This window comes from Ruegeria profundi, from assembly GCF_001507545.1.
Lineage (GTDB): Bacteria > Pseudomonadota > Alphaproteobacteria > Rhodobacterales > Rhodobacteraceae > Ruegeria > Ruegeria profundi.
Window position 1 is genome coordinate 191,963 of the sequence record NZ_LQBP01000002.1, and the last position, 12,355, is coordinate 204,317.

The following is a 12,355-nucleotide window of genomic DNA, read 5'->3' on the forward strand; positions in this document are numbered from 1 at the left end:
TCTGTAATTGTAACATGCAGAGAAATCGAGCGTGGGATGGGCGATCGCCTAAAGGTAAACGTCGAAATACATTCCAGAGCCAGCGAAATACCCTTGTTGATTGCTCCGGTTTGGCTGGATCAGCCAGTCAGACGTCAGTCACATCTAATGAAACTGAGTATCTCCTGCATTGTTGGACACAGTCGTCCCTTTTTCTCCATTCACCGCCGCGGGCACATCGGCCAACGAACAGATGATGGCGCGGCCTCCGGTAGCCCTTGCAAAATCTTGTGCCGCCTGAACCTTTGGACCCATGGAACCTGCCGGGAAATCAAATGCGTCAAGTGCATCAGGCGTGATGGATTTGATGCCTTTTTGATCAGGTGTCCCCCAATCCAGATAAACCGCGTCAGTATCTGTGGCGATGACAAAAAAGTCGGCTTTGAGGTTTTGGGCAAGCAGGCAAGATGCAAAATCCTTGTCTATAACGGCTTCGACACCCACCAGTTTTCGTTCACCACCTTTTTCGTACATCGTCGGAATCCCACCACCACCGGCGGCAATCACCGTCGCACCTTTTTCCAGGATCCAGCGGATCGGTTCGATTTGAAAAATGCGTTTCGGTTTTGGTGAAGGCACCACACGGCGCCAGTAGTCTCCGTCCGGCTTTACGGTCCAGCCTTTTTCGGCTGCTTCTTTCTTGGCTTCGGCTTCGGAATAAACCTGGCCAATAAACTTGGTCGGGTTGTCAAAGGCAGGATCGTCCGGGTCGACCTCGATCATTGTCAGCAAAGTGGCAATATGATGCTCGAATGGCAGGATGTTGCCCAGTTCCTGTTCGACCATGTAACCGATCATACCCATCGTTTCACCGACAAGCACGTCAAGCGGGTATTCCTTGATATCAGTATACATGATTTCCTGAAGGGCCAGCATCCCGACCTGCGGCCCGTTCCCGTGGGTGATGACGGTCTCATGCGCTTCGCATAGGGGGGCAAGGGCCTGGGCGGCAATCCTAGCGTTCTTGCGCTGATTGTCCGCTGTCATTTCCTCACCCCGCTTGAGAAGCGCGTTGCCGCCCAGTGCTACAACAACGCGTCCCATGGATCAGGCTCCAAGTGTGGCGACAAGGATCGCCTTGATGGTATGCATCCGATTTTCAGCTTGTTCAAAGGCTATGTTCATGTCGCTTTCAAAAACCTCCTCGGTCACTTCCATTTCCGAGATGCCGAATTGCTCATGGATGTCCTGACCCACCTTCGTCTCAAGGTTATGGAATGCAGGCAGGCAATGCATGAACTTGACGTTGGGGTTGCCGGACTTTTTCATCAGATCCATATTGACCTGATACGGGCTCAGCAATTTGATGCGCTCGGCCCAGACTTCTTTAGCTTCACCCATCGACACCCAGACATCAGTGTGGATGAAATCCGCGCCCTCAACCGCCGACGTGTCGTCGGTGATGGTTACGCGTGCTCCGGATTTTTCGGCTCTCTTCATCGCCAGTTCACGCACATCATCATGGGGCTGTGTTTCCTTCGGCGAAATCATGCGAACATCACACCCCATCAACGCGCCCAGCATCAGCAACGAGTTGCCCATGTTAGAGCGGCAATCACCGGAATAGGCGTAGACGATATCCTTGCGTGGTTTATCCGCGTGCTCGATCATGGTCAGCATGTCGGCCAGCATCTGCGTCGGATGCCAATCATCGGTCAAGCCATTATACACGGGTACGCCAGAGTATTCAGAAAGCTCCTCGACCATTTTCTGTCCAGCACCGCGGAACTCGATCCCGTCGAACATGCGTCCAAGCACACGGGCTGTATCCTTCATGGATTCCTTGTGGCCGATCTGCGACCCCGACGGATCAAGATATGTAATGTTCGCGCCTTGGTCATAGGCAGCTACCTCGAAAGCACACCGGGTACGGGTCGAGGTTTTCTCGAATATCAGGCAGATGTTCTTACCGTTCAACGACGGCTGTTCGGCTCGGGCGTATTTCGCGCGTTTCAGGTCGCGGGCCAAATCCAGAAGGTACAACATTTCACGTTGGCTGAAGTCCGCGATTTTCAAATAGCTGCGGCCCTTTAGATTGAATGCCATTTTATTTCTCCCTATCGAAAAAGGTGACGCACAAACTGGCGCCGAATTGAAATTCAATACGCCGGGTCGCGGTCGATCGGGCAGGTCATGCAATGCCCCCCACCCCGGCCACGGCCCAATTCTTGACCCGAGATCTCGATCACCTCGATACCCGCATCCCGCATCTTGCCGTTCGTAAACGTGTTGCGCGCATAGCCCACGACAACGCCGGGTGACAAAGCAACGACATTATTGCCATCGTCCCACTGTTCGCGTTCGGCCTGAAACTCGTTGCCGCCGGTTGAAATCACTTCGAGCGAATTCAGGCCCAGAGCCTCTTTGTAAACGTCGAACAAATGACCCTTTTCGACACGGATATCCAAGTCTCCACGCTCTCCGGGCCGGATCGAAATGCAGGTGATCTGATCCGCAACTTCCGAAAATGCAGTTACCTTGTCGTGGTCCAAGCAGGTAAATACCGTGTCCAGATGCATGGCGGCCCGGCTTTTTGGCATGGCACATGCAACAACACGCTGTGCCCCGCCTTTTTCGAACAGAGATTTGGAAACCTGAGCAACCGCCTGCCGGGTCGTGCGTTCCCCCATGCCGATGAACACGGTGCCATTACCAACGGGCTGAACATCGCCGCCTTCGACCGAGGCATGGGCAAAATCTTCGTCGCTGTCGCCCCACCAGATTTCAAAGTCGGCTTCCTTGAACATCGGGTGGAACTTGTAAACCGCGCGCATGATCAGCGTTTCCGGCTTGCGAGCTGGCCAGAACATCGGGTTCGTGGTCACGCCGTTGAATATCCAGCAGGACGGGTCACGCTGGAACTGCGCATTCGGGATCGCAGGCAGGATGAAATCGCCTAGCGAGATAAGGTCTTTGAATTGCTCGTCAATCATGCCCTGCGGTAGGTCCGCGAAGATGATGCCGCCCAGCATATGCCTGGCCAGCAGCTTGGCATCCATCTCGTTTAGCCAGGCACGCATCTCGGTAGAAAAGCCCAATCCTACCATGTTGGGGGTAACCAAACGATCCAAAAGAAAAGCGCGTGCGGCTGGATCTTTCGCGATGGCCTGAGCCAACAGATCCTGAATGTCGTAAACTTCGACCCCGCGTTCGCGCATCAACGAGCAGAACTCGGCATGGTCCTTTCGGGCCTGTTCGACCCAGATGACGTCATCGAACAACAGCTCTTCGCAGTTGCGTGGTGTCAGGCGGTCATGCGCAAGGGATGGGCGTGAAACGATCACCTTGTTGAGCTTTCCGATCTCGGAATGAACGCCGAGTTTCATGGCTACTCTCCTTTTGAAACTGAATTTTTCTGCATGTCTTCCAAACTTTTGGCATGGCTCCAGCGAACCCAGACGTGGATAGGGACGCCCGCAAGAAGAAGGACCGAGCCCAGTAAAACAGTTTCAGCACCGGACCCGATGAACGCCCAAACCGAGTAGATGAACCCAAGCCCGCCCAGTACGACGACTTTTGCCAACTCCGGGCCGCGCAGAAGTTCCCCGCCATTGAGACGGATCATGATTTCGGCAACCGCGCAAATGGCATAGGGAAGAAGGCTGGCAACTACGGCCAGCAAGATGACAAAGTTGAAAGCCGCGACCAGACCCTGCGCAAAGTTCAGGATAATCAGTATGGATGCCAGCACATTCGACAGGATCAATGCGTTGGCCGGGGTGCCGAATTTGGATTTTTGACCCAAGGCAGCAGGAAAAACACGATCCAATGCCGCGCCATATGGGACCTGCCCGCTGAGAAGTGTAAAGCCGTTAAGGGTGCCAAAGGTCGAAATCACTGCGCCACAGGCTACGAGGATGCCGCCGAGCGTTCCAAACATCACCTCGCCGACCGCAGCCAGCGGTGCTGCCGAAACGCCCAGGGTTTCCGCTGGAAGGACCCCCATCGAAACGGCCGTAACGGATATATACACACATGCGGCAATGATGACGCCGATGACGGTGGCGCGTGGAATGGTTTTTTCGGGCTCAATCACATCGCCGGACGGTACGGTCGCGGACTCGAGCCCCAGATATGCCCAGAGAGTTAACGCCGCAGCTGCCGATATCGCAGAAACTGCAGTTGTCCCGCTCTGGTTGACCGGCAAGTAGTTTTCGGGATTGATCCAAAAGATGCCCAGCGTACCAATCAGGATAAGCGGTACAAGCTTGAGCACGGTGGTTACAATCTGAACCAGGCCGGCCTCCTCGACCCCACGAATGTTGATCAAAGTCAGTGACCAGATAGCGACCAATGCCGTTGCGAGTCCGTACATCGGAACTTCGGCGATGATCGGAAACAAGAACCCTAGGTATCCCACCAAAGCCACTGCGACAGCGGCATTTCCGGTCCATAGCGCGATCCAATATCCCCACGCGATGATGAAGCCCGCAAAGTCGCCAAAGGCTTCCTGAGAGTATGCGTAGGGACCGCCCGGTTTGGAGACGACACGCGACAATCGGCCAAAGATGATTGCCAGAACCAGTGCCCCTGCCGAGGTCAGAATCCACCCGCCTATCGCAATTGGACCAAAAGGCGCGAGAGATGCCGGAAGCAGGAAAACTCCGGACCCGATCATGTTTCCCACCACCAGCGCGATGCAAGCCGTCAGCCCGAGTGCTCCGGAGGTTGAAGTCGTTTCTGGGAGGGGGCGATCGGTCATGACGCCAGCTCAGTTCGCGATGGTTTCAGACGCCTCTGTCGGGGGTCCATCAATGCCCGGGTCAGCCAACGCTCCAACCGTGAGTGCGGCGCAGATGATGACCGCAAGTATTACCAACAAGGGGAATACAAACCTTAGCCATCGATCATAGGAAACCCGCCCGATCGCTAACCCGCCCATGACCACGGCGAAGGTTGGGTTGAACAGGTTCACCCATCCGTTGGCCGATTGATAGGCAGTCACCACAAGGTCGCGTCCTACTCCGGCGAAGTCTGCAAGGGGCGCCATGATCGGCATCGACAAGGTCGCAAGCCCCGACGACGAAGGAACAAGGAACGACATCAAAACCTGAATGCCGAACATGGCGTTGATAAAGGCAAACTCGCTTAGGCCAGTGACAAAGCCTTCGGCCCCGGCAAGGATCGTGTCCGTGATCTTACCGGCGTCCATGACCACAACGACACCCCGCGCGACACCGATGATCAGGGCAACCCCAAGCAGGTCCCGAGCGCCATCCACGAATGTTTCCACAAACGTGGCCTCATCCATACGCGAGCCTTCGTCGAATTTTCCGACCCACCAGACAATGATCGACATGACAAGAAACAGGCCGGACATTTCCCCCATCCACCACCCCAGGGCGACCACACCGTAAATCATGATGGCAAACGTCAAGCCAAACAGAGCCAGCAATACGGACCGCGTCGACGTCATTTCGGGGAAGGCATCATCGCCTTCAGATCCTTTCAGAAAATGCGTTTTGTTCTCTTCGGCCTGATCCGCGACCACCGAAGCAGATGGATCAGCCTTCACCCGGGTCGCATAACGCATGACATATGCGATACCCGCGGCAAGGCACAGCACCAGGATGATGAACCGTAAAACGATCCCATCAGTAAACGGGATACCGGCGCCCTGAGAGGCCACGACAGTCGCGAACGCATTGAAGGTCGAGCCCAGCGTACCAATTCCTGCGCCCAGCAAGATCACAGCCACACCCGTAAGCGAGTCGTAGCCCGCACGTATGAAGACCGGAATGATCAAGGCATAGAAAGCCAGCGATTCTTCCGCCATGCCATAGCTGGTACCGCCAAAGGCAAATGCGGCCATTAGGATCGGGATCATCAGGATTTCGCGACCAGCGAGTTTGTGCAGCAACCATCCGATACCAGCATCAATTGCACCGGTTTTGGTCACGACCATCAGAAACCCGCCAATTATCAAAACAAAAAGTGCCACATCAATTGCGGCGCTAGACGAACTGCCAAGAATTCCTGGGTCGTACATACCCGCAATTGGAGCAAGAATAATCGATGTAATTCCTTGGGGGTTAGGCTCCACTTCGCGATAGGTGCCCGGCACGGGGGCTTCGCTGCCAAGTGCCTCGTTCATCTGACGTTCGTATTCGCCTGCAGGTATAATCCATGTCAGAATTGCAACGACGGCTATCAACACAAACAAGATTGTAAACGCCGTTGGAAACTTGAACTTGGACATGACGACCTCGAACGGGGTTTTAAATTTGTCTAGTCATATTTCTTTGCATTTTTATAAAATGTTTTATCAATGTGAAAAGTTCCCGAGGATAAAGTCAACATCTAACAAGATACTCAGAAGGTTGGTATTGCTGGCCTCGACCCTTGATCCTTGCGGGTGGTCTGCCCTACCCTGACGCCCGACGATCCTGCTATTTGTGAAAAGAAATGCCTTAATCGCTATCGGCAGGGTGTTGATGCCGGCTCGACAGTGCCGCCAAACACAATGCTGAACCTCTCTGCCCTTTCCCGGCTCAAGGGATTGGTCGGTTGCCTTTGGTCGTCGGCTATTCGGATTGGGACGGGCCCGTGGGTTTTTGCGGTAAATCGAGCTCCAAACCGCCGCAATTCACGGTTGCAGCCACCAAGGCTGGATCAGAGGGTATTCACATCATTAGCGCCCAGTTGACGTGGACTTTGGCCGTTCAGGTCTTTGCCATAATCCCGCGTCAATTTACCGGAGGAGGACACGTCCAAACGCCAATCGGCACGTGCCGTCCGCGTAGCATGTGTTCACCGGTGTTCCGCATCCCAGCATTGACAGCCCAAGACCGAGTTTCCGGATTGGCCTCAACAAGCGCATTGGAAAGTGCTATTGCCGCCTTTTGGGATTTTGCAAAGTCTTGCAGGCGGCTGGCTGTATTGACGACATCGCCGCTCACGGTCACTTGCCTGTGACGTCTGCCACCGACAACCCCGGCTTTGACGGGTCCGCTATGTCCACCTACGCGCAACCCCAGTCCAGGCCACTTGGGGCTGGCACGAACAGCGGCGTATAAGGCATCAATAAATCGCAACGCCTGTATCGCATCGTTTGGTTGGGGGTCTGGCAGCCCAAACACGACCATGGCTCCGTCGCCGGCAAAATACGCGATAATCCCGCCCAAAGAGTCTACGGCCTGTTCGACAAGTTCGTGAAAGACGCGCAAAAATTCAGCTGTTCCTTCTGGTCCGAGGCTTTCTGAATGCGCGGTAAAGCCCTCGACATCGACGAACAGGACAACAGCGGGTCGTGCCGTCGCCTCGAAACGGGGCTCGGACGTACTGGCAAGCCGTTCAACAATCAAAGGCGATTGGTACAAAGCCAGATTGGCGGCCCGTCGCCGGTGCTGCAATAGCCGGAGCCCGCCACCGCAACCGACGCCAAGAAAAAGGGAAAGAAAAACCGTGGTCGCATCCAGCCACCACCCGGCATTGAATGCGGCTTGCAAGACGATCATGATCGCCAAGGCCAGGGAACCGGTTGCCACGACCACAAACCACGGTCGGTCCATCCCTGCGGTAATGAAGCCAAGAACAGCTGCGGTAAGCGCCAAAGCGATATCCATCATCCACGAGGTAGCATCGCGGCGCAGAAAGCTTTGTTCGATAATATTTGCTGCCAGCGTCGCATGCAGCTCTGCTCCGGGAAAAGCTGAATCGAAGGGCGTCGCGTGCCTGTCCCCGAACCCGGTCGCTGATGCACCAAGAAACACCACCTTGCCGTCCAGCTCTGCCTCGTTGACAGCCGCGACTGAAAAGGTCGGTATCGTGCCTGCCTTGCCGTAATACACCAAGGGAATTGCGCCTTGTCTGTCCAGTTGAACGAAAGTGTCACCGACAGACAAAAGCCCGCCAGTGCGGAACGTTCGCAGTTGCAAGCCCGATTGATCAGCCGCTTTTGCGACGGCTGCAACTGCAAGTGAAGGGTGCCAAGAAGTGCCCTTTTCAGTCAGAAATGGTGTTGCGGCGTCAATTCTGCGCACTGAGCCATCGGACTCATGCTGTATGATCACGTGCCCCAGTGTTGTTTCGCTGCGCAAGGTCTCTGCCGGCACCAGCGCGGGTAATGGATTACGATAAGCCGAATTTACAAGTACACTGAAATCGCCACCATCGAGATCTTGCAAGGGCGTTCCCGAATTTGCTTCGGCAACAGCCAGTATCGTATCGGTTTCCGACAAAACTCTGGCAAGATCCTCGTCGCCCTCACGTGGTTCCACCAACAGGAAATCCAAGGCAATCACCTTCGCTCCGGCTTCGGATATATCTGAAATTGCCGCTGCCAGCGCTGTGCGCGTTGGTGGAAACTTGCCAAGTTGAGAAACCGCCAGGTCGTCAAACGTAACTATGGCGACAGTCGGCGGGGATTTCGTTTCCCCGCGCCAAATAAACCGAGCGTCGAGCAAGCGCCCTTCTATCCCCTGCCAGAACGCGTTCCGATCACCCGGATGCCAAAGGGCAAGGGCCAAGCTCAACAGCGTCACAAATGCGCCGACAATGCGCCTTTCGAACGAAAACTTGTCGCGCCCTACCAATCCGAGCCAAGCAAAGCATCAAACTGATCGATGCGCGCCTGCCCCCAAGCTGTGACATTTCCCATCGTACCAGACGGCGCCACATCTATCCCTTCGCCCGGGTCAAGTCGCTTGTTTTCCCCATTAGCGAAGACAAAGACGATACCTTCGCGCGCAAAAACTGCACTCGCTCGGTCCTTCACCTGCATAGCCCACTCCGTAGAGCGCACGGCCGCGACTGCCGAGGGCGTGCGTACCTGCACTCCGTTTCCGGCATCGCTGGAGAACAGAAAGCCAGCAATACCGTCGATTAAGCGTAGGCCAAATGGTCGCGATCCCCCCGATAAAAGGCCAAACACTTCTACTTCGCTATCAGGGCCCAAAACAACCTTTAGACCGCCGGAACAGCTCATTGTTATACGCGCACCGGCCTCGGTGCGTAGTATTGCGTTTCGCCCCAATCCCAGCCCGACAGATGCAGGGCGCGCATTTGCACCTCGGTCCGATACCTCTGTTATGCCGTCGACATGCTGCACGACACAAACACGTGGGTCTGGCGCGACAGTCTGCGCAACGACAGGAACCGCGCTCCCAATCGAAACTGCCACAAGAATGGTGGACAACAGGCTACGAGTTTGCATCTTGGCCCCTCAGTTACAGGCTTGTTGGAAAGATGAAGAGTGGTGGGCGCGAGGTCAACTGCCTGTGATCTTGAGATCGGCTGGCGCGGTCCTGTTTCATGTAGCCGCAATGGGGATAAACCCTGACCTAATGGCCGTTCCTTCACGGTACGGGGATCATACTTACGCCTCTTAACACGCTACTCTAACAGACTTAGCCGACAAGCCCGATTTCGCGTTGTTGAGAACTGCTTGTCGGGCAATGTCGTTGGCAATTCGGTCGGCTGCAGTGCCGCTATACAGCATCAGCGCATGCACGTCGTGTCGGATCTGGCGTGGTCACTGGCTCGGACCTGCGTGACCTTTTTGAAACCCCAACCCCCGACGACCGCGCCGCTGGGACATTCGATGCTGAGGGTCGCGTAACTCCAGAATAGCTGGCCGAAATACCCCCCATCGGAATGGTCGGTTATTATCTTTTCATACCGAATGGATTTGCTTACATCCCGACCGGACTGTTTCATGGCCAAGCCATAGCGGTAAAAGCCGATGGCTTAAAAATGCTGCGCTGAAGCCGTTTTCCAATCTGCAGCAAACACGTCTGGGACTGGACCGTTCAGCAAGACGCCTTCGTCAACAAACGCATAAAGGTCGGCATAAGACCGTTCCGTTTCATCCGCCGTGCGACGGTGGATGTCGCCCGGATGAAGGTCCGCGACCTTTTCCTTGCCCATGGCCCCAAGGAGCTCACGAAAGCTCTTTAAGGTGGCGTCATGATACCGGTGCACCCGCTTACGCTTTTGCGGCACATTCACCGCCCGGCCCCGGATGGGGTCTTGCGTTGCCACACCCGACGGGCAGCGGTTCGTATTGCAATGCAGCGCCTGAATACAGCCCACAGCAAACATCATTGCACGTGCGGCATTGCACATATCGGCGCCAAGCGCGAATTTCTCAACCATATCATAGCCGGTCGCCACTTTGCCGGAACAGATGATCCGGATCTTGTCACGCAGACCCACGCCGCGCAGGCAATTGTTGACGAAGATCAGCGCCTCGTTCAGCGGCATTCCAAGTCGGTTGGTGAACTCAACCGGTGCTGCCCCGGTCCCTCCTTCCGCACCATCAACAGTGATGAAATCGGGTAGGATTCCGGTTTCCAGCATTGCCTTGCAGATCGCCATGAACTCAGAAGACCGGCCGATGCACAGTTTGAACCCGATGGGTTTCCCGCCTGACATTTCGCGTAAGTGCTGAACGAAGTGCATCAGCCCCGTTGGACCTTCGAACGCCGAATGGGTGGGTGGCGAGATAACATCCTGGTTCACTGGCACACCGCGAATAACGGCGATTTCCTCATCAACCTTGGCCGCAGGCAGCACCCCGCCATGAGAGGGTTTCGCGCCTTGTGAAAGTTTGATCTCAATCGCTTTGACCACGTCCATTTGTGCTCTTTCAGCGAATTTGTCCTTGTCAAACCCGCCCTCTGGCGTGCGGCATCCAAAATAACCGGTGCCGATCTGCCAAATGATATCACCACCCTCGGCCAAATGATGCGGCGACAGACCACCCTCTCCCGTATTATGGGCAAAACCGCCATCCTTGGCACCGCCGTTCAACGCACGGATCGCGTTCGCGCTGAGTGCGCCGAAACTCATGGCAGATACGTTCAGGCGCGAGGCGTTGTAAGGCTTGGTGCATTGCGGCCCACCAAGTATGACACGTTCCTCACTTTCCGGCACGTCCTTGGGCGCGAGCGAGTGGTTCGCCCGGTGATAGCCCGCTGACAGGATATCGTACTGGGTGCCAAAGGCCTGCGTATCCATTTCCCCTTTGGCGCGGGAATACACAAGGCTACGGATGATCCGGTTGTAAGGGCGGCCATTTTCGTTGGTTTCCACGAAATACTGGCGGATTTCTGGGCTGACGAATTCCAGCATGTACCGGAAGTGGCCCAAAACAGGATAATTGTTCAGTACATTGTGCTTGGTGGTCAGCATGTCGTACATGCCAACTACGGCGTAGGGGATGAGAACAACCAAAAGCCAGTAGGCGGGCGACCAGTAAAACCCCAGCAGCAAGGTCAGCGGCAGACAAACGAAACTTAGAAAGTAATAGAGTCTGCGTACAACCATGTTGTGCTCTCCCAAGGTGTTGCCGGATTGGCTTGTGACAAGCGTGGATCAAATCGGCGTTTGATTGCAAGCATTTGTGTCCGGCAATATGCGATTGGGCCGGTTTGCGATATGTCCACGGATATTGACCACTGTTGATCCGCCGAGCGGCAGTATATATGCCAAAACAACGACGAATTTGGGCAGGATGATTGACCGTGACACAGACCTCACCCACCGTCCGGACCACGGCTATCATGTTTGCCGCCGTCTTTGTGGGTGGCGCAATAGGATCGCTGCTGCGCGAAGCGTTCTCGGCACAGATTCCCGGCGCTCCGATCCTGACGGCGACATTTGGTATCAATGTTGTCGCCTGCTTCATCCTCGGATGGCTGTATGCGGTACGGCATCGCGTACACGCGCATGTCGTTCATCTTGGGGCGGTTGGTTTTTGCGGCGGGCTGTCCACGTTTTCGTCCTTTGTGGCTGAATTGGAACGCTTGGCCATTTCGAACCTTTGGGGTGCTGTGTCTGCTGCAGGGTTGGAGATTGCCATCGGCCTCGGCGCCGCGATGTTGGGTGAGGGTTTGGGGCGGCGGTTGCACGACCAGCAGGTGCCGGAATGAGCCAATTTTATCTTCATGCCATGTTCGGGCTGGGTGGTGGTCTTGGCGCAGTGCTGCGTCATTGGATTGCCTTGCGGGTCCGGCATGACCTGCCTTTTGCAACCTTGATCGTGAATGTTCTGGGAAGCCTTCTACTGGGACTTTGGGTCGGATATCTGGGCGGGCCAGTCGACATGGGCGAAGAAGAAAAGCGGCTGGTTTTTGGTTTTTGTGGCGGGTTCACAACGTTCTCAAGCTTTGCATACCAGTCGCTTGAACTTAGGCGTCAGCGCACGATTATGCTGGCTGCCGGGAATATTCTGCTTAGCCTTGGTTTGTGTTGGTTTGCGTTTTGGCTAGGTCTCGTAATGATACGCTAGGGAGTAGACCAACCGTTTGCGCTTCGGTACGCGGCCATTTGCAGAGAGTTGGCGGAAGCCGCGTTTTGAAAGACAGCGAATGCC

Annotated in this window: 10 protein-coding genes; 2 read left to right on the top strand and 8 right to left on the bottom strand. The window is 55.3% G+C overall.

Annotated features, from left to right (window positions below; translation table 11 throughout):
* Window positions 1-144 precede the first annotated feature (144 nt).
* The 8 genes from arcC to AVO44_RS04430 form a co-directional block, all read right to left on the bottom strand.
* Window positions 145-1,083: a carbamate kinase gene (gene arcC, locus AVO44_RS04395; protein ID WP_068333148.1), complete on the bottom strand. Its 939-nt coding sequence runs from the start codon at window positions 1,081-1,083 to the stop codon at window positions 145-147.
* Window positions 1,084-1,086: 3 nt separating this feature from the next.
* A complete protein-coding gene (gene argF, locus AVO44_RS04400; RefSeq protein WP_068333151.1) occupies window positions 1,087-2,085 on the bottom strand; it encodes an ornithine carbamoyltransferase in 999 nt (332 codons plus the stop codon).
* A gap of 53 nt (window positions 2,086-2,138) precedes the next feature.
* Entirely contained in the window at window positions 2,139-3,365 is a 1,227-nt protein-coding gene (locus AVO44_RS04405; protein ID WP_068333154.1) for an arginine deiminase, read from the bottom strand.
* Between the two features lie 2 nt (window positions 3,366-3,367).
* Entirely contained in the window at window positions 3,368-4,741 is a 1,374-nt protein-coding gene (locus tag AVO44_RS04410) for an amino acid permease (RefSeq protein WP_068333157.1), read from the bottom strand.
* Between the two features lie 9 nt (window positions 4,742-4,750).
* The gene (locus AVO44_RS04415; protein WP_068333160.1) at window positions 4,751-6,238 is read right to left on the bottom strand and encodes a YfcC family protein; all 1,488 of its coding nucleotides are present in this window, start codon (window positions 6,236-6,238) and stop codon (window positions 4,751-4,753) included.
* A 487-nt stretch (window positions 6,239-6,725) separates the two neighbouring features.
* A complete protein-coding gene (locus AVO44_RS04420; RefSeq protein WP_169794828.1) occupies window positions 6,726-8,522 on the bottom strand; it encodes a CHASE2 domain-containing protein in 1,797 nt (598 codons plus the stop codon).
* A 44-nt stretch (window positions 8,523-8,566) separates the two neighbouring features.
* The gene (locus AVO44_RS04425; protein ID WP_068333166.1) at window positions 8,567-9,193 is read right to left on the bottom strand and encodes a FecR domain-containing protein; all 627 of its coding nucleotides are present in this window, start codon (window positions 9,191-9,193) and stop codon (window positions 8,567-8,569) included.
* Window positions 9,194-9,726: 533 nt separating this feature from the next.
* Entirely contained in the window at window positions 9,727-11,307 is a 1,581-nt protein-coding gene (locus AVO44_RS04430) for an FMN-binding glutamate synthase family protein (RefSeq protein WP_068333169.1), read from the bottom strand.
* A gap of 197 nt (window positions 11,308-11,504) precedes the next feature.
* On the opposite strand from AVO44_RS04430, the gene AVO44_RS04435 reads away from it, so the two are divergent.
* Both AVO44_RS04435 and AVO44_RS04440 read left to right on the top strand, forming a co-directional pair.
* Window positions 11,505-11,912, top strand: a complete 408-nt coding sequence (locus AVO44_RS04435) for a fluoride efflux transporter FluC (RefSeq protein WP_233421918.1) — start codon at window positions 11,505-11,507, stop codon at window positions 11,910-11,912.
* On the top strand, window positions 11,909-12,271 hold the full coding sequence (locus AVO44_RS04440) for a fluoride efflux transporter FluC (RefSeq protein ID WP_068333175.1): 363 nt from the start codon (window positions 11,909-11,911) through the stop codon (window positions 12,269-12,271). The genes AVO44_RS04435 and AVO44_RS04440 overlap by 4 nt, the downstream gene beginning before the upstream one ends.
* Window positions 12,272-12,355: the final 84 nt, after the last annotated feature.

Bases quoted from the DNA above. Each gene is read 5' to 3' on its own strand.
- arcC (WP_068333148.1), bottom strand. From the start codon at position 1,083: ATGGGACGCGTTGTTGTAGCACTGGGCGGCAACGCGCTTCTCAAGCGG.
- argF (WP_068333151.1), bottom strand. From the start codon at position 2,085: ATGGCATTCAATCTAAAGGGCCGCAGCTATTTGAAAATCGCGGACTTC.
- AVO44_RS04405 (WP_068333154.1), bottom strand. From the start codon at position 3,365: ATGAAACTCGGCGTTCATTCCGAGATCGGAAAGCTCAACAAGGTGATC.
- AVO44_RS04410 (WP_068333157.1), bottom strand. From the start codon at position 4,741: ATGACCGATCGCCCCCTCCCAGAAACGACTTCAACCTCCGGAGCACTC.
- AVO44_RS04415 (WP_068333160.1), bottom strand. From the start codon at position 6,238: ATGTCCAAGTTCAAGTTTCCAACGGCGTTTACAATCTTGTTTGTGTTG.
- AVO44_RS04425 (WP_068333166.1), bottom strand. From the start codon at position 9,193: ATGCAAACTCGTAGCCTGTTGTCCACCATTCTTGTGGCAGTTTCGATT.
- AVO44_RS04430 (WP_068333169.1), bottom strand. From the start codon at position 11,307: ATGGTTGTACGCAGACTCTATTACTTTCTAAGTTTCGTTTGTCTGCCG.
- AVO44_RS04440 (WP_068333175.1), top strand. From the start codon at position 11,909: ATGAGCCAATTTTATCTTCATGCCATGTTCGGGCTGGGTGGTGGTCTT.